Annotated in this window: 23 protein-coding genes; 15 read left to right on the top strand and 8 right to left on the bottom strand. The window is 54.2% G+C overall.

What is annotated here, in order from left to right; all coding sequences use genetic code 11:
* The first annotated feature begins 70 nt into the window (after window positions 1-70).
* The 10 genes from crcB (at window position 71) to B5D39_RS04840 (ending at window position 9,374) form a co-directional block, all read left to right on the top strand.
* Window positions 71-448, top strand: coding sequence for a fluoride efflux transporter CrcB (crcB, locus tag B5D39_RS04885; RefSeq protein ID WP_078789280.1), 378 nt, complete (start codon window positions 71-73; stop codon window positions 446-448).
* Between the two features lie 16 nt (window positions 449-464).
* The gene (locus B5D39_RS04880) at window positions 465-812 is read left to right on the top strand and encodes a DUF190 domain-containing protein (protein ID WP_078789279.1); all 348 of its coding nucleotides are present in this window, start codon (window positions 465-467) and stop codon (window positions 810-812) included.
* An 18-nt stretch (window positions 813-830) separates the two neighbouring features.
* Window positions 831-1,523: an iron-sulfur cluster assembly scaffold protein gene (locus B5D39_RS04875; RefSeq protein WP_078789278.1), complete on the top strand. Its 693-nt coding sequence runs from the start codon at window positions 831-833 to the stop codon at window positions 1,521-1,523.
* Window positions 1,524-1,683: 160 nt separating this feature from the next.
* A complete protein-coding gene (locus B5D39_RS04870) occupies window positions 1,684-2,688 on the top strand; it encodes a GGGtGRT protein (RefSeq protein WP_078789277.1) in 1,005 nt (334 codons plus the stop codon).
* A 16-nt stretch (window positions 2,689-2,704) separates the two neighbouring features.
* A complete protein-coding gene (locus tag B5D39_RS04865; RefSeq protein WP_078789276.1) occupies window positions 2,705-3,946 on the top strand; it encodes a hypothetical protein in 1,242 nt (413 codons plus the stop codon).
* A 388-nt stretch (window positions 3,947-4,334) separates the two neighbouring features.
* On the top strand, window positions 4,335-5,135 hold the full coding sequence (gene panB, locus B5D39_RS04860; RefSeq protein WP_078789275.1) for a 3-methyl-2-oxobutanoate hydroxymethyltransferase: 801 nt from the start codon (window positions 4,335-4,337) through the stop codon (window positions 5,133-5,135).
* Entirely contained in the window at window positions 5,132-5,983 is an 852-nt protein-coding gene (panC, locus tag B5D39_RS04855) for a pantoate--beta-alanine ligase (protein WP_078789274.1), read from the top strand. The genes panB and panC overlap by 4 nt, the downstream gene beginning before the upstream one ends.
* On the top strand, window positions 5,983-7,599 hold the full coding sequence (gene panP / locus B5D39_RS04850) for a pyridoxal-dependent aspartate 1-decarboxylase PanP (protein ID WP_078789273.1): 1,617 nt from the start codon (window positions 5,983-5,985) through the stop codon (window positions 7,597-7,599). Before panC ends, panP begins: the two co-directional genes overlap by 1 nt.
* A gap of 317 nt (window positions 7,600-7,916) precedes the next feature.
* Entirely contained in the window at window positions 7,917-9,062 is a 1,146-nt protein-coding gene (locus tag B5D39_RS04845) for a hypothetical protein (protein ID WP_078789272.1), read from the top strand.
* Between the two features lie 12 nt (window positions 9,063-9,074).
* Window positions 9,075-9,374: a hypothetical protein gene (locus B5D39_RS04840; RefSeq protein WP_078789271.1), complete on the top strand. Its 300-nt coding sequence runs from the start codon at window positions 9,075-9,077 to the stop codon at window positions 9,372-9,374.
* A 26-nt stretch (window positions 9,375-9,400) separates the two neighbouring features.
* On the opposite strand, the gene B5D39_RS17305 is transcribed toward B5D39_RS04840, so the two are convergent.
* Complete coding sequence (locus B5D39_RS17305; protein ID WP_244161356.1) at window positions 9,401-9,568, bottom strand: hypothetical protein; 168 nt, start codon at window positions 9,566-9,568, stop codon at window positions 9,401-9,403.
* Here B5D39_RS17305 and B5D39_RS04835 point away from each other — a divergent pair.
* The 4 genes from B5D39_RS04835 to B5D39_RS04820 all read left to right on the top strand — a co-directional run bounded on the left by B5D39_RS04835 (window position 9,545) and on the right by B5D39_RS04820 (window position 14,224).
* Window positions 9,545-10,642 carry an amidohydrolase family protein gene (locus B5D39_RS04835; protein WP_244161355.1) on the top strand — a complete coding sequence of 366 codons (1,098 nt, stop codon included), beginning with the start codon at window positions 9,545-9,547 and terminating at the stop codon, window positions 10,640-10,642. The genes B5D39_RS17305 and B5D39_RS04835 overlap by 24 nt on opposite strands.
* On the top strand, window positions 10,639-12,006 hold the full coding sequence (locus B5D39_RS04830) for a sigma-54-dependent transcriptional regulator (RefSeq protein ID WP_078789269.1): 1,368 nt from the start codon (window positions 10,639-10,641) through the stop codon (window positions 12,004-12,006). The genes B5D39_RS04835 and B5D39_RS04830 overlap by 4 nt, the downstream gene beginning before the upstream one ends.
* Before the next feature lie 187 nt (window positions 12,007-12,193).
* Complete coding sequence (locus B5D39_RS04825; protein WP_078789268.1) at window positions 12,194-12,406, top strand: hypothetical protein; 213 nt, start codon at window positions 12,194-12,196, stop codon at window positions 12,404-12,406.
* Window positions 12,407-12,595: 189 nt separating this feature from the next.
* Window positions 12,596-14,224 carry a methyl-accepting chemotaxis protein gene (locus B5D39_RS04820; protein ID WP_078789267.1) on the top strand — a complete coding sequence of 543 codons (1,629 nt, stop codon included), beginning with the start codon at window positions 12,596-12,598 and terminating at the stop codon, window positions 14,222-14,224.
* Window positions 14,225-14,327: 103 nt separating this feature from the next.
* Here the strand turns inward: B5D39_RS04820 and B5D39_RS04815 are convergent, their stop codons facing one another.
* The 3 genes from B5D39_RS04815 to B5D39_RS16710 all read right to left on the bottom strand — a co-directional run bounded on the left by B5D39_RS04815 (window position 14,328) and on the right by B5D39_RS16710 (window position 15,925).
* Window positions 14,328-14,627: a hypothetical protein gene (locus B5D39_RS04815; RefSeq protein WP_078789266.1), complete on the bottom strand. Its 300-nt coding sequence runs from the start codon at window positions 14,625-14,627 to the stop codon at window positions 14,328-14,330.
* Window positions 14,628-14,716: 89 nt separating this feature from the next.
* Window positions 14,717-15,640, bottom strand: coding sequence for a diguanylate cyclase (locus B5D39_RS04810; protein WP_078789265.1), 924 nt, complete (start codon window positions 15,638-15,640; stop codon window positions 14,717-14,719).
* Between the two features lie 15 nt (window positions 15,641-15,655).
* A complete protein-coding gene (locus tag B5D39_RS16710; RefSeq protein ID WP_139366678.1) occupies window positions 15,656-15,925 on the bottom strand; it encodes a DUF6166 domain-containing protein in 270 nt (89 codons plus the stop codon).
* Window positions 15,926-16,146: 221 nt separating this feature from the next.
* On the opposite strand from B5D39_RS16710, the gene B5D39_RS04805 reads away from it, so the two are divergent.
* On the top strand, window positions 16,147-17,001 hold the full coding sequence (locus B5D39_RS04805) for a LexA family transcriptional regulator (RefSeq protein WP_161947424.1): 855 nt from the start codon (window positions 16,147-16,149) through the stop codon (window positions 16,999-17,001).
* Window positions 17,002-17,062: 61 nt separating this feature from the next.
* Here the strand turns inward: B5D39_RS04805 and hldE are convergent, their stop codons facing one another.
* The 4 genes from hldE to B5D39_RS04785 form a co-directional block, all read right to left on the bottom strand.
* Window positions 17,063-18,538, bottom strand: a complete 1,476-nt coding sequence (hldE, locus tag B5D39_RS04800) for a bifunctional D-glycero-beta-D-manno-heptose-7-phosphate kinase/D-glycero-beta-D-manno-heptose 1-phosphate adenylyltransferase HldE (RefSeq protein ID WP_078789263.1) — start codon at window positions 18,536-18,538, stop codon at window positions 17,063-17,065.
* A 3-nt stretch (window positions 18,539-18,541) separates the two neighbouring features.
* On the bottom strand, window positions 18,542-19,132 hold the full coding sequence (gene gmhA / locus B5D39_RS04795) for a D-sedoheptulose 7-phosphate isomerase (protein WP_078789262.1): 591 nt from the start codon (window positions 19,130-19,132) through the stop codon (window positions 18,542-18,544).
* Window positions 19,133-19,143: 11 nt separating this feature from the next.
* On the bottom strand, window positions 19,144-20,169 hold the full coding sequence (locus B5D39_RS04790) for a glycosyltransferase family 2 protein (protein ID WP_078789261.1): 1,026 nt from the start codon (window positions 20,167-20,169) through the stop codon (window positions 19,144-19,146).
* An 82-nt stretch (window positions 20,170-20,251) separates the two neighbouring features.
* Window positions 20,252-21,295 carry a rod shape-determining protein gene (locus B5D39_RS04785; protein ID WP_078789260.1) on the bottom strand — a complete coding sequence of 348 codons (1,044 nt, stop codon included), beginning with the start codon at window positions 21,293-21,295 and terminating at the stop codon, window positions 20,252-20,254.
* Window positions 21,296-21,338 lie beyond the last annotated feature (43 nt).

Raw genomic sequence — 21,338 nt, 5'->3', positions numbered from 1 at the left:
GAGTTTTTTATTTTTCCGGAAGGTGACATTACCCAGAGTTCGGCTATACTTTGCGTAGGAGACAAAAGCTATGAAAATAGCTGCAACCATTGCCCTGTTCTGTGCCGCTGGGGGGCTTACCCGCTATTATCTTTCTGTGTGGATCCATAGCCTGTTGGGGCGCTCTTTTCCCTATGGGACGTTTGCCGTGAACATCATCGGCGCCTATTTAATCGGCCTGATCATGGAGCTGAGTCTGCGTAGCACCATGATTCCAGGTATGTTGCGGATTGGTCTGACGGTCGGGTTTATGGGAGGGCTGACCACCTTTTCAAGCTTCAGCTATGAGACCTTCAAGCTACTGGAGGATGGGCAGTTTGCGATGGCGTTTGTGAATGTGCTGGCCAGCGTGGCGGTCTGTCTGTTGTGTACCTGGCTGGGGATTGTGACCGTCCGTTCGTTAGCATAGCAAGGAGAAATAAACCATGTCCAAGCTGATTGGTGAGCAGCAGTTGATGCGGATCGTTATTGGTGAAAGCGACCGTCATGGTCACCGCCCGCTCTACGAGGCGCTGGTGGAACTGTTGCGCAAGGAAGGTTTTGCCGGGGCAACGGTGTTGCGTGGAGTCTGCGGTTTTGGAGCCAATCGGGTCTACCACACCCAGAAACTGCTGGACCTGTCGGCTGATATGCCGATGGTGATTGAGGTGGTGGACAGCCAGGAGAAGATTAACGCCATTATGCCGCAGATTGACGCCATGATGGGCGGTGGTATGATTACGCTGGAGAAGGCAACCGTGATTCGCTACAGCCATGATCCAAAGAAGCACTAACCAATACAGGAGGCGCTGATGCTCTATTCGGAAGAAGTTGAGAAGATGACCTGCGTGGCCAAGGGGCCCAACCATGGTCCAGCACCAATCCCCCAAGAGGGCCGCTGGACCCAGGCCAAAGAGGTCAAGGATATTGCCGGTCTGACCCACGGGGTGGGCTGGTGTGCCCCGCAACAGGGGGCCTGCAAGCTGACCTTGAATGTGAAGAACGGCATCATTGAAGAGGCGTTGGTGGAGACCCTGGGCTGTTCCGGCATGACCCACTCGGCTGCCATGGCGGCAGAGATCCTGCCGGGCAAGACTATCCTGGAGGCGTTGAATACCGATCTGGTCTGCGATGCCATCAATACCGCCATGCGTGAACTGTTCCTGCAGATCGTCTATGGCCGTTCCCAGACCGCTTTTTCAGAAGGAGGGCTGCCGATTGGCGCCGGTCTTGAAGACCTGGGCAAGGGGCTGCGCAGTCAGATCGGCACCATGTACGGCACGGTTGCCAAAGGGGTGCGCTACCTGGAGATGGCCGAGGGGTATGTGACCCGTCTGGCTCTGGATGACAACAGCGAAGTGATCGGCTATGAGTTTGTCCATCTGGGTAAAATGATGGAGATGATCCACAAAGGGATGGATGCCAATGAGGCGTTGGCCAAGGCAACCGCCAGTTATGGCCGTTTTGATGAGGCTGTCCGTACCATTAATCCAAGACATGAGTGATCTGCTAACACAATTCTGAATTGCCGCGAAAGAACGCAAAGAACTCAAAAAGCTTCAGCTGTTTGCAAGTTGTCACTGAAACACCAATAGTTTGATCTTCTTTTTAATCTTTAAGCTCTTTTGCGGCTATTAACGGTTTAGGCTCCGGGAGGAATTTAATATGGCACTGTTTGAAGGATATGAGCGCAGGATCGCAAAGATTACCGCCGTGCTGGCTAAGTACGGCATCGCCTCTCTGGAAGAGGCCCGTGCATTGTGCGAGGCAAAGGGAGTGGATCTCTACGGGATTGTCAAAGGGATCCAGCCGATCTGCTTTGAAAACGCCTGCTGGGCTTACATTTTGGGGGGCGCCATTGCCCTGAAAAAAGGTGAGACAAAGGCGGTGGAGATTGCCCGTTCTTTGGGTGAGGGGCTGCAGGCCTTCTGTATCCCCGGCTCGGTTGCAGAGGATCGCAAGGTGGGGATCGGTCATGGTAATCTGGCTTCCATGCTGCTGTCTGAAGAAACCAAATGTTTTGCCTTCCTGGCTGGGCATGAGTCCTTTGCTGCAGCTGAAGGGGCGATCGGTCTGGCAAAATCAGCCAACAAGGCCCGCACAGAACCGCTGCGGGTAATCCTGAACGGCCTGGGCAAGGATGCTGCCCAGATCATCTCCCGTATCAACGGTTTTACCTATGTGCAGACGCAGTTTGATTATGCCAGCGGTGATCTGGCCATTGTGCGTGAGGTGGCCTACTCCAAAGGGGAAAAGGCCAAGGTGCGCTGTTATGGCGCCGATGATGTGCGGGAAGGGGTTGCCATCAATCATCATGAGGGGGTGGATGTCTCCATCACCGGCAACTCCACCAACCCGACCCGTTTTCAGCATCCGGTGGCCGGCACCTACAAGAAGGAATGTCAGGAACAGGGCAAGAAGTACTTCTCGGTGGCCTCTGGTGGCGGCACTGGACGGACTCTGCACCCTGATAACATGGCAGCCGGACCGGCCTCCTACGGCATGACCGACACCATGGGCAGAATGCATTCTGATGCTCAGTTTGCCGGTTCGTCGTCGGTTCCTGCCCATGTGGAGATGATGGGATTTCTGGGTATGGGCAACAACCCGATGGTAGGTGCTTCTGTGGCTGTGGCGGTGGCCTTGGAAGGGGCGTTACGTCAATCATAATCAGGAGGATGGTTCTATGAAGATGCTGAACACGGTGTTGATAACAGCAGGTCTGGTTTCACTGGTTTGCACAATGGCGCAGGCAGCTGAAAAGCCTCGTCCAGCCTATCCCCATTACTGGATCAGTGTGGCAACCACCAATCAGTCCATTCCCGGTATGTCTGAAGAGATGTCCGGCATGGCCTCCATGTTTGGTGGACGTGGGGCCGCCTTTGGTCCCCGCCGTAGCCTGCAACTGCAGCTGGAAGGTCCCCGCGAGGTTGCCGAGCCCAAGGCAGAGCACCTGATTCCGCCGAGCCAGAAGATGGGAGATAGTCTGCCCCTGATTACCCCCAAACAGGAAAAGGCTGAATATCAGCCGGAACAGCGGGGCGAACGGCCTGAAAAGTATGAAAAGCCCAAGGCCCGCATGCTGATTTACTGGGGCTGTGGCGAAAATGTTGCCAAAGGCCAGCCGCGGGTGATTGATACCGCAAAGATGTCAGCCATGGATTTTGGCAAGGCCTTAAGCGGGCGTAGCGGTACCCATCAGACACCACCTGCCCCCCACAAAGGCTGGACCTATGGTGATTGGCCCAACAGCGAAGACAGAAAAGATGTGCCCAAGGATGCCTCACTGGTGGGTGAACATCAGCTAAAAGGCAGCTACCTGCCGGACAGCATCCGTTTCAGTCTTGATCAGAAGCGGGACTTCATGGCGCCGGTCAGTTTCAGCGCCATCAGCAAGACCGCTGCTGGTGCCTGGCCGTTCAAATGGCAGCAGGTGCCCACTGCCATCGGTTATTTTGCCACGGCCATGGGGCATAACCAGAAGACCGGCGAGACCATCTTCTGGTCATCCAGCGAGGTTCCTGAGACCGGATTCGGTCTGATGGATTACCTGACACCCCATGATGTGCAGCGTTTTCTCAAGGAAAAGGTGCTGATGCCGGTCAGCCGCACCAGTTGCACCATTCCTGCCGGGGTGTTCAAGGATGCGGAGGGCGCCATGCTGCAGTTTGTGGCCTATGGCGAAGAACTGAACATTGTCTATCCGCCAAAGCCGAAGGATCCTAAACAACCCTGGAATCCGCAGTGGTCGGTTAAGGTGCGGCTCAAGTCAAACGGCTCGTCACCATTGATGGAAGGCTCTGAAAAGGGCAGCCGTCCATCAAAGAAACGTCCTGCCGCTGATGATGGTGATGAGCAGGAACAGCAACCAGCTGAAAAGAAAAAGGGTGGCATGATGGATGGGATGCGAGGCATGTTCGGCTTTTAACAGGCTGCTTAAAAACTACTGCGGAGCCTGTCTACTGCGTTGCGCGGTGCTCACTTTTTCGCCTAACGGTTTGTTATGTCTCAGTCGTTGCGCTCCGTGCGCCTTGTAGCCAGGCTTTCTCATGACGTTTTTTACAGCCTGGTGTTGAGAAAAACTGCTGGCATTCAAATTTTTGAATGTGCTACTGTAGCAACTCTTTATGACAGCCACCCGTTTGGGGGATGATCTACTGTTGCAGTACCAATTCTAAGACATACCGCCCGGATTTGTTGTTCAGTACAAACCGGGACGGACGGAACATGGAACCTGCCGTTGCACCTGATGCAGCTGGTTTGTGGTAACAGGCACACCGTCCCTTGGTGTGCCTGTTTTATTTTGGAGTCCTGGCATGCGCAAGAAGATGACCATACCTGATATGCTGCTGATGAAGCAGGAAGGCCGTAAAGTGACGGTCCTGACTGCCTATGATTACCCGACCGCTCGTCTGGTGGATGCTGGCGGGGTGGATGCCATTCTGGTGGGGGATTCTGCCGGGGTGGTGTTTAGCGGTCATGAGAACACCCTGCCGGTGACCATGGATGAGATGCTGTACCACGTCAAGGCGGTGGTGAGGGCGAAACCCAAGGCTCTGGTGATTGCTGATATGCCGTTTATGGCCTGCCAGAGCGGCGAGATCGAAGCCCTGAAAAACTGTGGCCGGATGCTGCAGGAAGGCGGGGCCGAGGCGGTTAAGATTGAAGGTGGCAGCAACATGGCCCGCATCATCCGGGCCATCACCGAGATGGATATTCCGGTGATGGGGCATGTGGGGCTGACTCCCCAGTCAGTCCATCGTATGGGAGGCTACAAGGTGCAGGGGCGCAAAGACCAGGCAGAACGGATTCTGGAGGATGCCCATGCCGTGCAGGAGGCTGGTGCCTTTGCCGTGGTGCTGGAGGGGGTTCCGGCCAAGCTGGCTGCCCGGATTACCGAGATGCTGGATATCCCCACCATCGGTATCGGCGCAGGTCCGGCCTGCGATGGCCAGGTGCTGGTCATCCACGATATCCTGGGTCTGTGTGAGAAGTACTCCCCCAAGTTTGTCAAACGGTATGCTGATCTTGCCCCGCTGATTACGGAGGCAGCACGACAGTATGTGTCAGAAGTAAAGGATGGAACCTTCCCGACTGAGGAGCATTCGTTCTCGTGAAACTAATCCAGGATGTGCAGGAAATGCAGCAGACGGTTTTGGGGCTGAAGCGTCAGGGCAAGCGGATCGCCTTTGTACCCACCATGGGATTTCTGCACGAAGGTCATGCCTCTCTGTTGCGGGAAGGCCGCAAACGGGGCGATGTTCTGGTGCTCTCCATCTTTGTCAATCCAACCCAGTTTGGTATCAATGAGGACCTTGCCAGCTATCCCCGCAATCTGGAAGGGGACTGTGCCCTGGCTGAGTCCTGCGGTGTGGATCTGGTCTTTGTTCCGACAGCGGTTGGTATGTACCCGCCTGGTTTCCAGACCACGGTTGCTCTTGGTTCACTGACCAAGCCGCTTTGCGGTGCCAGTCGGCCCGGTCATTTTAACGGCGTGGCGGTGGTGGTGACCAAGCTATTCGGCATTGTCCAGCCTGACTGTGCCCTGTTTGGCAACAAGGATTTTCAACAGCTGGCCATTATCCGTCAGATGACGATTGACCTGAACCTAGCGGTGGAGATCATCGGCATGCCGATTGTACGGGAGCCTGACGGTCTGGCCATGTCTTCCCGCAACAGCTACCTGAGCCCTGAACAGCGCCAGCAGGCGCTCTGTCTGAGCAAGGCGATCCTGAAGGTGCGCGAGTTATTCGCAGGGGGGGAAACCTCGGTTGATCGACTGCTTGGCGAAGCCCGCATGATCATCACAGCGGTAGCGGGGGCCTCAGTCGATTATCTGGAGCTGCGGGACAGCACAACCCTTGAACCTGCTGTAACTGCCACAGCTGATACCCTGTTTGCCCTGGCTGTCAAGATCGGATCTACCCGGCTGATTGACAACACCGTACTGGGGGGAGATCTGTAATGTCCACCAAGGCCCGCGCCAACCTGGAAACCCTCTACCGGATCTTTACGGTACCGGAGGCCCCGGATTCAACACTGGGATCGGTCGATAGGGCCATTACCGGTGATGTTGCCGGTTTTCTGCAAAATCATATTGTCGCCATGGAGCGGCCGTTGGAAGAGATCGAAGCCAGCTTCTCCAACTTTGCAATCCCTGAAGAGCCGACCTACGTCTCTGACTACACCGAATTTGTTAAGCAAAATCTGGTGGCCCAGTCGGTCCACACCGCAGCGCCGGGATTTGTGGGGCATATGACTTCGGCACTGCCGTACTTCATGCTCCCCTTGACCCGCTTGATGACCGCCCTGAATCAGAACCTGGTCAAGGTGGAAACATCCAAGGCATTTACACCTCTGGAGCGTCAGGTGCTGGCTATGCTGCATCACCTGATCTACCGTTGCCCCGATGATTTTTATCCCCCCTGGATCCATAACAGTCAGGCTGCTCTGGGAACATTCTGTTCCGGCGGCACCATTGCCAACACCACCGCACTCTGGGTGGCCCGCAACCGTTTCTTTGCACCGGAGGGTGAGTTTCGCGGTATTGCCCAGGAAGGGTTGATGAAGGCATTGCGTCATAAAGGGGTTGACGGGATCGCTGTACTGGTTTCAGAGCGTGGGCATTATTCGCTGGGCAAGGCTGCCGACCTGCTGGGTATCGGCCGTGACAGTCTGATCAAGGTCAAGACCGGCGAGAACAACCGGATTGATCTGAATGCCCTGCGTCAGGAGTGCCAGCGTCTGCAGGATCAGAACATCCGTCCATTGGCTCTGGTGGGTATTGCCGGGACAACAGAGACCGGCAACATAGATCCACTGGAGGCGATGGCGGATTTTGCCCAGGAATTGGGCTGCCATTTTCATGTGGATGCAGCCTGGGGCGGTCCAACCCTGTTTTCTGAAACCCACCGGCATCTGTTGGCAGGGATTGAGCGGGCTGATTCAGTCACTATCGATGCCCACAAACAGCTCTATGTGCCGATGGGGGCCGGGATGGTGGTATTCAAAGATCCCACCGCTGTTTCAGCCATTGAACATCATGCTGCCTATATCCTGCGCCACGGTTCAAAGGACCTGGGCAGCCATACCCTGGAAGGCTCACGCCCCGGCAAGGCGCTGCTGGTGCATGGCGGTCTCTCGATCATGGGCCGCAAGGGCTATGAGCTGCTGATTGATCTGGGGATTGAGCGGGCCAGGACCTTTGCGGAGATGATCCGTCAACATCCTGATTTTGAACTGACCAGTGAGCCGGAACTGAATATCCTGACCTACCGCTACTGCCCAGCAGCGATCCAGCAACTCCTGGCAACCGCGCCAGCAACGGAGCAGGCCAGCATCAATGCCCTGCTGGATCAGGTCTGCCAGCTGTTGCAAAAACACCAGCGTGAGGCTGGCAAGACCTTTGTTTCCCGCACCCGGCTCCGACTGGCCCGCTATGGTGAAGAAATTACCGTGCTGCGCAGCGTGCTTGCCAATCCGCTCACCACTGACGAAATCCTGGCATCGGTTCTGACCGAGCAGTGTGAGATTACCCAGCAGCCGGAGATTCAGGAACTGCTTCGGCAGATAGAGGGGTAATCAGTATCTTGAACGATCAAGTGGGCACTAACCTCAACCACCCCCACCCCCTCCTTAGTAAGGAGGGGAGTTAATTCCCCCTCCTATTTTAGGAGGGGCCAGGGGTGGTAAGGTGTTGGCTTGAATGCTACTTGAAATGAGAACCTCCGTAGCTGAAGACAGAAACAGGCGATAGACTACGGTCTTCCGCCTGTTTCTGTCTGGAGTGTCGTGGTTGGTTGATCACCGGTGTAAGCTGCTTGACAGTGACTAAAACTGCAGTAGAGTTTGCTTGTCTCGTGCAAGGAGTAAATGTACCAACCAGACAGGGGGGCACCATGAACTGGAACCGTTTTACATTTCTGTCGCTGGCCAGTGGAGCTGTTTTTGGTTTAATGGTTTTCGTTGCTGGTACGGTGTCAGCAGAACAGCCAGACATGGCTGCGCGACGTATTCTGTACGATTGCCAAAAGAAAGCTGCAGAGTACACCTACAATCTTGACAAGGCTGGAGATCAGGAGCTGTTTGACAAGCATGTTGCTGAGTGTATAGCTGCAAGCAAGGCGCGGCCAGCGCCAACCGTACAGCTTAAAAGCGTTTCAGGAAGCATGCCGATCTGTACCGATGCTGATATGGCATGGTGTTCCCCTTGCTGGATGACCCCGAATAATGACTGGTGCTGTAAGAAGAAAAATCCTGGGCAGGTACTGCCCAGTTGCGGCTCTTCTTCCAACAATGCCACCTGCAACTATACCCTTTGCAGTAATGGTTGTGATGGTGCATGCAGGAAGCCAGAGAAAAACTACTACGGCGCAACCAATATCAAGATCACCAATCAGACCGATGCCGATGTGACCTTCATGTTTGTAACCGGTGCAGTGACAAAACCTGGTGAGCTTGGAGCCTGCACGGATAATGAGAAGATTATCTCCTATCAGTGGATTGCCCAGAATACTGACTGGTGTAAAGATCCGCAGGCAGGTAAGGAGAAAAATGCCGGGTGGTGCACAGGGACCGTGAAAAAAGGTTCATCGGTGGAGTTGAAACGGACCGGCAATGATGCTGAAAAATGCCTGACCGGGGGGATACACCTCTGGCCGGAAAAGGCCTCGTGCCCCTCACCTAACGGTTTTACCCAGGGAGAATTTACTCTTAACCCCACCAACACCTCTACTGAGGCGGTCAACATAAGCCTTGTCAACGGCGTCAGCTATGCTCTGTCCATCAATCTGCCGGGTGAAGCATGGACGGTCCAGAACCAGACAAAGTCGGTCAAGGTAATCGGCCCCAATGAATCAATAACCGGAGATAACAACAAGCCGGGCATCTATCCCCCTGGCTGCACTGACTGTATTCAGCTGGTTGGTGAGCTCCCCTGCAAAAACGTCCCCAACAGCAGATGTCAGGCGACCCGCCAGTGCCATGTCCAGCGTGGCGGTATAACAGGCGGAACCGTTGAGTTTGTCATTGAAAAGAAGTTTTAGGGAGATACGAAAATGACGAGATCATATGTCAGTACCGCCAGGGCATTACTGTTTTTTTCTGCTGCAGTAGTGATACTGCTTGCTTCGGGCTGCGCCTCTCCAAGCTATGTCTGGTATCAGGGAGGTAAGGACCGGGCTGCCTTTGCTAAAGATAATCTGGAATGTGAAGAAGAGTCAGCCCTGTATGCCAAACATCTTGATAAACGTGGCGATAAAGAGGTCATCTCCGCCCGTATGAAGGAGTGTATGGGGCTGCGCGGGTATGTAAAGGTTCTTGAGCAGGATGTCCCGCAGGGGATGGAGAAGTTCTGATACCTGATACTGTCGTCTATACCGCCTCATGGCTCTACAATCCCGGTCAGCCGCCCGTTGCAGGTGGCGCTCTGGCGGTTGCCCATGGCCGGATTCTGGAGGTTGGCACAGCCAGTGATCTGATCGCTCGCTATGGCCAGCCAGCTGCAGAGTATCCCGGTTGCGTGATTATGCCCGGCTTTGTTAATGCCCACACTCATCTGGAATTAACCCACTTTCCTGCCTGGCGTCTGCGGGATGGCCTTGATTACCATCCCCGTGGTTTTGTGGACTGGATCATCCAGATGATCAAGGTGCGGCGCGGTGTGTCAGTTGAGGAAACCCGTACATCACTCAAGGCCGGTATAAAGGCCTGTCTGCGGGCCGGTACCACCGCTGTTGGCGATATTGTCACCTCGCCGGATCTGTTGCCCGCCTATGACGGTACCTTCATTGGGGGGCGGCTTTACCTGGAGCTGATCGGACAGGATCGTCTGCTGTTTGAACCTCGGCTGGCCAAGGCGCTGGAGGCATGCAAGACCGTGAACGGCTGTCGCCTGCCGGGCCTTTCTCCCCACGCACCGTACACACTGCATAGCAGCCTACTGCCTGATATTGCCGCTGCTGCAGACCAGATGCAACTGCCGCTCTCGCTGCATCTGGCAGAATCCCGCGAGGAGTCTGCTCTGCTGTTTGATTCTACTGGTCCACTGGCTGAAGAGATGTATCCACTGGTTGGCTGGCAGGATTATCTGCCAGCGCCACGCAGGACCACACCGGCCCGGTTCTTTGATGATGGCGGTCTGCTTGGCTCCTCAACCCTTGCGGTGCATGGGGTGCAGTTGACCCCGGCTGACGCTGCCCTGCTGAAGGAACGGGGTGTGACCCTCTGTCTCTGTCCTCGCAGCAATGAACGTCTTGCGGTTGGTACGGCGCCGGTACATCTCTTTAACAAACTGGGTATTCCGCTCTGCCTGGGCACTGATTCGTTGGCCAGCAATGATTCGCTTTCCCTGTGGGATGAGATCCGCTTTGCCCTGGATTGTTACCGGGGTGAGCTGGGGCCGGAGCGTTTGCTGGAGATGGCAACCAAAGGCGGCGCAGCCGGGATCGGTCTGGCCGATTGCACGGGTGTGCTGGAAGCCGGTAAACAGGCAGATTTTCAGGTGCTGCAACTGGATGGTGGTTGTACTGCAGAGCGACTGCTGGATGCTGGCAGGGTCAATGCCGTCTACCTGCAGGGGCTCTTGGCGGGGCTGGATGATTTTGGTAGTGGAGCTGCTGCATGAAAAAGAAGCCGCTCATACTGGTTGTTGATGATGATCCGCTGTCATTGACCATGCTGGAAAACATCCTGCAGCAGGAAGGCTGCTGTCCGGTGACCGCCTCGAACGGCCATGAGGCTGCGGAACTGCTTGAGCAGCAGTCGTTTGACCTTGTTGTCTCGGATATGGTGATGCCGGTTATGGATGGCAGGGAACTACTGGAACTGGTACTGAAACGATTTACTGGTACGCCGTTTATTGCAATAACAGCCGATAGTAGTATCAGCGGTGCGGTTGAGGCGATCAGGCAGGGCGCCTATGACTATCTTGAAAAGCCGTTCAATCTGGATCTCCTGAAAATAACCATCCAGCAGGCCCTTGATTATCATCGCGTGGTGCAGGAAAACAGCCAGATCCGGGAACTGCTGAAAGAACGTTATACCTTCCAGAGCATCGTAACCGTCAGTCCGGCCATGAAACAGACCCTGTCGCTTGCCGCCCGTGTCGCTGCGGCCCGGCAGACCACGGTGGCTATTTACGGAGAAAGTGGTGTTGGCAAAGAGGTGCTGGCGCGGGCAATCCATTTTGCAAGTGATGCCCAGCCGAACCGGTTTGTGGCAATTAACTGTGCTGCCGTACCGGAACATCTGCTGGAAAGTGAGCTGTTTGGGCATGTTCGAGGCGCTTTTACCGGCGCTGATCGTGATCGTGAAGGGAAATTCAGCAGCGCAAAGGGTGGTACCATTCTGCTGGATGAGATCGGGGATATGCCGCTGTCGCTGCAGGCCAAGCTGCTGCGGGTGTTGCAGGAACGGGTCTATGAGAAGGTTGGGAGTAATACCAGCTGTCCGGCAGAATGCCGGGTGATTGTTGCCACTAATCGCAATCTGGCTGAAATGGTGGCAGCCGGGCGCTTTAGGGAGGATCTGTACCACCGGATCAATGTCTTTCCACTGACCATCCCGCCGCTGCGGGAACGTAGGGATGATATACCGCTTTTGTGCGAGCATGCCCTGGCTGAGTTGCGTCAACACCTGGGTAAGTCATTGCCCGGTATTTCCCAGAAGGCTATGGAAATGATGCTGGTCTATCCCTGGCCGGGTAATGTGCGGGAACTGCGGAATTGCCTGGAGCGGGCTGCCATTTTAACTGATGGCGAGCTGATCCGTCCGGAACATCTTGGGCTGGCATCCGCATCGTCAGGTGCAGCTGCTGAACCGGCTGTTGACGGATCTGTCAGTTACACGCTGACGCTGCCTGCTGAGCAACTTTCCCTTGCGGCCCTGACAGATCAGATCCTGACCACCACCCTGGAACGGTGTGGTGGCAATAAATCCCAGGCAGCCAAGCTGCTGGGGATTGCACGGAAGAATTTTTACCGGACCTGATATTTTGAAAATAAGGTGTTCCCTCTGGCTCCACACTGTCCCCTATGGGTACAGTGTGGAGCTTTTTTGTTTTGTAACATGCTTGAATTACATGTTTGCCTGTTTGGCATGCTGGCTGCAACTACCTGTGTAAATACCTTGCTACTGTTCCTGGGCGGAGCAGTGGATGATCGCAAAGGAGGTTGGTATGTCACAGGAGGCGGTGGAACAGTTTTTTGGCCGATTAGTCACGGATGACCGGTTTCGGCGGCGGGCAATGGTGGCGTTTGAAGATCTCCTGCTTGAGGAGGGGTTTCAGCTGAGTAAAAAGGAACAACAGGCGATTAAACTTGAGGATCTGATACGGCTTGAGATGGTTTCTGCCAAGCTGGATACTACTCTTAAACGTTTTAGTGGATAAGTCGGCGACCATTTATGTGTAAAAACTAACGGAATATTAGCCTTTTATAGGGTGATCACCCTATTGTCATCGGGATGTTTTGTCCATTAGTATGTTGTTCTTGAAACGGTTTTTTCGTTATGCGGGCATGTGGTGATACGGACTTAGGGCAAATTTTATTTTAGACATAAAAATAACAGGAGGTTGTCTATGCAATGGTTTAAAAATCTGAAAGTTGGTGTGAAGCTTGTTGCCGGTTTTGTTACGGTTGCAATCATCGCAGCGGTTGTCGGCGCTATCGGTATTATGAAGATTTATGAAATAGATCATGATGCCGCCATGATGTATGAAAAGATGACGGTGCCTTTGGGGGATCTGGGTGCCATTTCGGTTGACTTCCAGCGGGCCCGGATTAACTTGCGTGATGTTGTAGAGTCAACCGATCCGGCTGAACGTCAGAAGTATGCAGATAACATCAAAAAACTGCGTCAGGATATGACAGAGCATGCAGAAAAGGTAGAAAAGACGCTTTTGACAGAGGAGGGGAGAAAGGCGTTTAATGAGTTTAAAGAGTCTCGCAAGGTCTATGGCGGTTTTATCGACAAGATTCTTGAGCTGGATAACGCAGGTAAAGATGCTGAAGCCAAGGCGTTGATGCATGGCGAGGCCTTTAAGGCAGCCTTGCATGAGCAGGAGATTATTAACCAACTGGTGGATTCGAAAAAGAAGCAGGCCAAGCTGGCGGCCGAGCATAACGACCAGACCGCATCCTTTGCAGCAAAGCTGATGATCGGTGTGATTATAGCTGCTGTTGTTCTGGCAATAACACTTGGGCTGCTTATTTCCCGTATGATCACCACTCCCTTGGCTGCATCTGTTGCTGTGGCCCGTCGTCTTGCTGATGGCGATCTGACTGCTGAAGTAACCGTTACCTCCCGTGATGAGGTTGGACAATTACAGTCAGCCATGGAGCATATGGTGCAAAGCCTGCGCACATTGGTGTCCCAGACGGTCCAGATATCAGCCGGTATCGCCTCTGCTTCCACCCAGCTGCACAGCACCTCTGAACAGATCGCCACTGGCGCTGAAGAGGTTGCTGCCCAGACCGGTACCGTTGCCACTGCTAGCGAAGAGATGGCTGCCACCAGTAGTGATATCGCCCGTAACTGTCATGCCGCTGCCGACAGTGCAGGGATGGCTGCCACTGCTACCGAAAGTGGCTTTGCCATTGTCAAGCATACGGTGGATGGTATCCGTACCCGTGGTGAGCATACCAAAGAAAACGCCAAGATTGTTTCAAGCCTTGGTGAGCGGTCCGAACAGATCGGCGCTATTGTGGGTACCATTGAGGATATTGCTGATCAGACCAACCTGCTGGCTCTAAATGCAGCCATTGAGGCAGCCCGGGCCGGTGAAATGGGACGTGGTTTTGCGGTGGTTGCTGATGAGGTGCGTGCCCTGGCAGAGCGTACCACCAAGGCCACTAAAGAGATCAGCGATATGATCCGCAGTATTCAGCAGGAAACCAGGGTGGCCATTACCTCCATGGAGGAAGGGGTGAAGGGTACGGAAAAAGGAGCTGCCGAGGCCGCTCAGCTTGAGACCTCACTACAGCAGATCCTTGAACAGGTGAACGATGTTACCATGCAGGTCAGTCAGATAGCTACGGCAGCTGAGCAACAGACCGCTACCACCAGTGAGGTGACCACCAATATCCAGCAGATCACCGAAGTGGTGCAACAGACCGCCAGTGGTGCTGAAGAGACCGCTGCCGCTGCTGCCCAGTTGGCTGGTCAGGCCCAGGATCTGCAGAATCTGGTGAGTAAATTTAAGCTGTAGCTAATGCGCAACAAATCAAAGCCCCCTCTGCAGAATTGTGCAGAGGGGGCTTTGTTACGGAGTCGTTTGGGGAGGAGGCCAAACTATTTCCGTGTTTGCAGCTTTAGCAGCCGGCAGCCTTAAGGAATTTGGCGCTGATGTTCTTGCCATTCTTTTCATCAAATTTAACTTTTACTTCATCGTCAACAACGATCTTTTTCCCACTCAGTTTGTCTTTTGTCAGGTCGTCAGCGACTTCAACCACAACGTCTTTCTTGGTGGCTTCATCCTTGATAACGGTTGTGTAGCTGCCATCTGCATTTGGGGTGATCTTGGTGACGGGACCTTTGATACTTGCTGCAGATGCCAGGGAGGCAACGGCGAGGATTGTGACGGCTGCAGTAATGGATACAAGCTTCTTCATGATCTGGATTACTCCTTTCGAGATAGGGGCAATTTACCCCAGGTTGTTTTCAGGCGGTTTATCTGCCAGAAGCGTGAGAAATTAGGTTGTTAAATGACTTGGTTTCTGCCGTTTTCTTTGGCCTGGTAGAGAGCTTGATCTGCATGTTCGAGTAGTTCTTCTGCTGTACCGATATTCATTCCTGGAAATTCAGCAACGCCGATACTGACGGTTAGATGCAGATTGACAAGTGCATCTGAAAACCTGATCGAATGCACCTTTTGACAGAGTCGTTGTGCCACGTTTCTGGCCTCGAGGAGACTGGTGTCAGGTAGCAACACTACAAATTCCTCACCACCGTAGCGGAAGAGGAGGTCATAGTCTCTCAGGCAGGCGGCTATTTCTGCGGTCATTCGTTTGAGCACATGATCGCCTGACTGGTGACCAAAGGTGTCATTAATTTGTTTGAAATGATCAATATCAATCATGAGTACAGAGACCAGGCTGTCTGTTCGGGCTGCTCGCAAAAGTTCAACAGTTAAAATATGGTTAAGGTAGCGTCTATTGAATGCACCCGTTAGAGTGTCTTTGTTTGAAAGCAGTTCAAGTTCCTGATTCTGTTTGCGAAGTTCTTCTTCACGGCGTTTGGCGTTTAGGTGCAGCCTGGCTCTGGCTGCAAGTTCCTGCGGGTCGTAGGGGATAAGAATAAAGTCACGCGCCCCGTCTGTTAGTCCTTTTAGTTTTACTCCGCGGTCCAGGCTGCTGGTGAGCATCAGAACCGGGATATGTTCAGTTTCAGGTTTTGAGCGGATGGCAGCCAGGAATTTAAGCCCATCAAGTCGGGGCATTTCAACGTCACAGAGGATTATATCGGGAAGTGTTAGTGCAACTTTATGTAGCCCGTCCAGACCATCAGCGGCCTCAAAAATCTGGTTGAAAAGGCCGCTTTGCTCCAGGTCGGACACGATTTGACGCCGTGTGCCTCCGTTGTCATCAAGCACAAGGGCTGTTGTTGGAGAGTCTTGCAGATTCATGGCTGTGCTACGCTTTTAAATTGCATTGACCCAACTCATAATGTCATGCCGGGAAAGAAAAAGTGGTGATCTGCCTTGGGGCAGCTCGTAGAGAACTTCAGATGCAAAACGCTGATGGAGTTGGTGAGCTCGCTCGTGGGGGAGGAAATCCAGAAGCAGGGCGAGCGCAAGCAGTGCATTTGAATCCTGGTGTCTAGTATGGTGCTGAAGCGGCTGCAGGGTGCGGCAATAGCTGTGATCAGATTGACTGGTGCTATTTGTTTTGTGGTGGTCTGGTGTGGTCATGCCTGAATCCTTATCGCTGATTGTAAACCGTGTCGAAAATTGGTATAACTGTTCTCGCTGGCGTTACCGTATTTGAGTAATTTGTTTTTCTTTGTTCATCAAAATCGGTAATTGATTGCCAATGTATATCCGTATGTGGTGAAGGTGTCAAGTATAAGCTGTCTATGGTGAGTAATCGTTAAGGTTGTTTGAGTAATTTTAGGCTGGGCAGGGGACTCGTTGTGAAAAATGGTAAAGTGATCGAACTTCATGAAGGTGGCAGTATTGCAGATGGCTCTACGTCCTCAACCAGGGGGGCTGTGTCTGCAGATGATGCGCTGTTAAGTACCAGAGATGTTCTGAGCAGGATCAAGGATGAGCTGGGGCTTGATACGGACCTGGAGCTGGCAGAGGTTATGGGGGTTGGTATCCGGCGTATTCATAACTGGAAGCACCGTAACACGGTGCCAACCGAGGAAATTGTTGGTATCTGTGGCAAGGAAGGCCTTGACCTGCAGTATGTATTGACCGGACAGAAGATCGGTCTGGGAAGGTCAGATGGCCAGGGTGAGATGCGGCAGGTTCAGGAAGGGCTGATGGGGACCTTCTTTGATCATGATACGGCGAACAAGACGCGGGATAGTTTTACCCTGTCTACATCTGGCCACCCATTGATTCATCCACCCTATAAGGCCTACACCCAACGCTCGGACAATGGTGAAGTGCAGACCTCTTTTGTGTCGCCGCAGATTGTTGATGTGCTTGCCCCCGGCCTTAACTGGCTTAATCATTCTCTGGGGGTTGCACCGGAAAACTTTCTGTTGATCAAGGTGTTGGGAGATAATATGGCTCCCTGGCTGCAGGATGGCGATCTAGTGATGGTTGACGCCGGTATCAAGACCACCATCAATGGCGGTTGTCTGATGCTGCGGTATGCTGATGGCATGATGATGGTGCGCCGCGTGTTCCGTAATCCTGACGGCACTTTTCTGGCCAAGTGTGATAACGAGTGCTGCCCGCCGGATATTATTGATCCCAATAATAACATGACCTATCCGATTGTGGTAGGGAGGGTGGTACGACGTCTGGTTCGTTAACAGCCTGTTAATGCGGAGATGGATATGAAAAAAGGGCGGCCTGGATGGTCGCCCTTTTTGCTTATTGTTCGTTTGTGTACCGTTCCAGTACCTTTTCAATGATGTTGGTTGTTGATTTGCCGTCTACAAACGGAATTAGCTCCACCCTGCCACCGTATGACTCCACCACCGCTTTACCCACCACCCCCTCCGGCGTGTAGTCACCACCCTTGACCAGAATCTGCGGCCTCAGGGCGGTAATCAGCTCCAGCGGTGTATCCTCTTCAAACAGGCAGACATAGTCGATGCAGTCCAGGGCAGCCATCAGGTGACCCCGTTCTTCTTCATCAATCAGCGGGCGTTTAGGTCCTTTCAGACGTCGTACCGAGGCATCACTGTTCAGGCCCAGAATCAGCAGATCACCCAGACGGCGGGCGGCCTGCAGGTATTTGACATGCCCGGCATGCAGCAGGTCAAAACAGCCGTTGGTAAAGACTACCTGTTTTCCTTTAGCCCGCTCTCCGGCAATGATTTCGGCCAGGACCTCGCGGTTTTTGATCTTGCTGTCACTGTCGCGATGTTCAAGGGAGACGGCAGCAATAATCTCGGCGGGGGTGACGGTGGAGGTGCCCAGCTTGGCCACCGCGATTCCGGCGGCAACATTGGCCAGCCGTGCTGCCTCGGCCAGCGGTAATCCGCCCGCCAGACCGCAGGCCAGCAACGCCAGCACGGTATCCCCGGCGCCGGTTACGTCAAAGACTTCGCGGGCTACGGTGGGGATATGGACGGTTTCGCCATTACCGCAGAAAAGAGACATCCCCTCTTCGCTGCGGGTGATCAGCAGATTATCCAGTTCCAGCTGTGACATCAGGGTTTCAGCAGCCCTGTTCAGGCTTTCCTGGTCACGAATCGGTATGCCTGATGCGGCCTCAGCCTCTTTGCGGTTAGGGGTCAGGCAGGTGGCGCCACGGTATTTGCGGTAGTCGGTCCCCTTGGGATCAACCAGTACCGGAATCTTTCGTTCTGTAGCGGTGGCGGTGATTGCTGTCAGTACCGCAGGTGTCAGTACCCCTTTGAGGTAGTCCGATACCAGTAGTACATCAAAACCGGTTATATGTTCCTGCAGCCAGGTAACCAGTTGCTGTTCTAGCTGCCCGGAAAGTGGTTCGCGGGATTCACGGTCAATCCGTACAATCTGTTGATTGGAGGCGATCACCCTGGTCTTGCGCCCGGTGCGGCGGCCCGGTTCCTGAAAGATCGGGGTTGTGTCGACCCCTTGTCGGCTGAACGATTTGAGCAGTGCCCAGCCATTTTCATCTTCACCGATTACCGAGGCCACCGTGACCTGACAGCCCAGGGCAAGCAGGTTATTGGCCACGTTGCCGGCGCCGCCCAGACGCAGGTCTTCCCGCAGAATATCCACCACCTGTACCGGGGCTTCCGGTGAAATGCGGTCGGTCTTGCCCCACAGGTATTCATCCAGCATCAGGTCGCCCACCACCAGGCATTTCAGATTGGTGGCGCGTTGAAACAGTGATTCAACGGTCTTGCGGTCCATGGCCTACAGTCCTTCCCGGGCAAAAATACCGAACAGGCCCTGCTCGATCAGGTCGCAGAGGATGTGGATCACAGTGATGTGGCCTTCCTGTACCCGTGGCGTGTCATGGGAGGGGATGATCAGCGGTATGTCGCAGACCGCCTTGATGCTGCCACCATCTTTGCCCAACAGGCCGATGGTGGTACAGCCGGCCTGGCGGGCCACTTCCAGTGCCTTAAGTACGTTGGGAGAATTGCCACTGGTGGAGATGCCGATGACCGCATCACCGGGTGCAGCCAGCGCTTCTACCTGGCGGGAGAAGATTCGATCAAAGCCATAGTCATTGCCGATTGCGGTAATGATAGAGGTGTCGGTGGAAAGGGAGATGGCAGGCAGGCCAGGACGCTCCATCCTGAAGCGGCTGACAATCTCTCCGGCAAAGTGTTGGGCATCGGCAGCTGAACCACCGTTACCCATGATCATGAGCTTGTTGCCTATTTTAAGGGTCTCAATCAGGCGTTCAGCCAGGTGTGCAATCGGTCTGGCCAGTTCTGTTTCAATTTTCTGGAACAGTGCCTGATGGTCCTGAAGTTGTTTGGTGACGAACTGCTGCATGGGAAACCTCCTTACGGCTTTGCAAGTTGCTGCAAAAGGGTAGTGGGTAGTGCGTTATCATAACCGGGAAACGGAATGCCGTCCAGGCCGCAGACAGGTTGCAGCTGTGGATTTTGAAGCTTCAACTTTTCCATGCTGCGTGCCAGGTTTTTAAGGGGGGTGAGCAGCGGCAACCTGTGGAGGGTTATGCCACTGTGCAGGCAGGCCGCGCCGTTTTGGAGCGCCTGCATATACTGGCGGCGATGCAGAAAAAGATCCAGCCGGTGGCCATGGCGTGCCGCAGCATGCAGTAGTTCCAGTGTCTCCTGCAGTTTGTGGTCATCGGTCTCTTTGGGGAGATACAGTGCAACCTGCTGCTGGGTTCCCCAGCGTTGTCTGAAGGTGCTGATGGCGGCCTCATCCATCATGCGCCGACGTTCGCGGGAGCCAAAGATGGTGATCGGCTCGCCCAGTGCAGCAACTTTAGGGAGCAGGTAGGTGCGGAAGCCATGGGCATCTGCCCGGTGGCGATAGTCCTGCAGGCACCAGGTGCCCCCATCCATATCTTCATCAAAAAGCCCGATGCTGGTACGCATTGCGTGGGAGAGGGCAAGCAGGGCAAAGCTGATTTCGCAGGTTTCAAGACAGCTGCAGTCGCTTTTAAGGAGTCGGGCCGGAAGTGGATGCTCTGAAGGACAATGGGGTGTAATGATGCCAGCCTGCTCTTTTGCTGTTGCCTCCAGAATCTGTTGGTAACATTCAGCGGTAAGCGTTCCGGTGGGGCGTACGATTATTGCCCAGTCCGCATCGGAGCGGTTCAGGGCACGGTTGACCGCAGGAACAAAACCGATATTGCGTTCCATGGTCATATAGATCGCACGGTCACCCAGATGGTCGGAAAATTCTTCCAACATCAATTCAGTGGCGCGGTCACAGCCATTGTTGATGATAATCAGGCGCGCGGTTTCAGCACAGTCCAGAATCGAGACAAGGCAGGCCCGTGCTTCAGTCGGGTGGTTCCAGACCGGAACTATGATGTCGAGCGTGGGAGCGGTCATAGGGGTCTAACAGAAAGGGTGGGCATCGCCCACCCATTTTGAGTAGATGTTGAAAAATGTACTGACGCGATAACGGGTGATCTTAGGACGTAACAGCAACGCGCTTCAGCAGGTGCAGCTCATCCAGTACCTTGCCAGATCCCAGAACAACGCAGTCCAGCGGATTTTCAGCAATCAGTACCGGTACCTTGGTGATCTCGCGCAGCAGTACGTCCAGGTTACGCAGTCCGGCGCCGCCGCCGGCCAGGAAGATTCCTTTGTCCACAATATCAGCAGCCAGTTCAGGTGGGGTACGCTCAAGGCATTGACGGACGGTATCCACAATGGCGTTGACCGCTTCCTTGAGGGCATCACGGATCTCGTCGGAGTTGATCTCGATGGTCTTGGGAATGCCGGAAACCAGGTCGCGTCCTTTGACCTCCATGGTCAGTACTTCAGGGCCGGGGTAGGCTTCGCCGATCTCGATCTTGATCGCTTCTGCCATCCGCTCGCCGATCTGCAGGTTGTACTTGCGCTTGATGTACTGGACAATCGCCTCATCCATCTTGTCGCCACCCATGCGGGTTGACTGGGAATAGACGATACCGGCCAGGGAGATCACCGCAACTTCAGTGGTACCACCGCCGATATCAACGATCATGTTGCCGCTGGCTTCGGTGATCGGCAGACCGGCGCCAATAGCAGCTGCCATCGGCTCTTCAATCAGGTAGACCTCGCGGGCACCGGCAGATTCGGCTGATTCCTTGACTGCCCGCTTTTCCACCTGGGTTATGCCGGAGGGAACGCAGATCACGATCCGGGGGCGGACCAGGGTCTTGCGGTTGTGTACCTTGTGGATGAAGTAACGCAGCATCTCTTCGGTGATGTCAAAGTCGGCAATAACGCCGTCCTTCATCGGACGGATAGCGGTGATGGAGCCTGGTGTGCGGCCCAACATCTGCTTGGCCTCCATCCCGACTTTCAACACCTTCTGCTGGCCGGTGGGCATCTTCTGTACGGCAACCACCGAAGGCTCACGGACCACGATCCCCTTGCCCTTCAGGTAGACCAGGGTGTTGGCGGTGCCCAGGTCAATGGCCAGATCGTTGGAAAACATCCCGAACAGGGAGTCAAATATTTTAAACATAGTAAGATTCCTTTCACTATAAATAGGACCTGAAAAACTATCA

This window comes from Trichlorobacter thiogenes (assembly GCF_900167465.1).
GTDB classification, from domain to species: Bacteria; Desulfobacterota; Desulfuromonadia; order Geobacterales; family Pseudopelobacteraceae; genus Trichlorobacter; species Trichlorobacter thiogenes.
The sequence above is the reverse complement of the archived record's forward strand: the minus strand, read 5'-3'. Positions and strand labels throughout refer to the sequence as shown.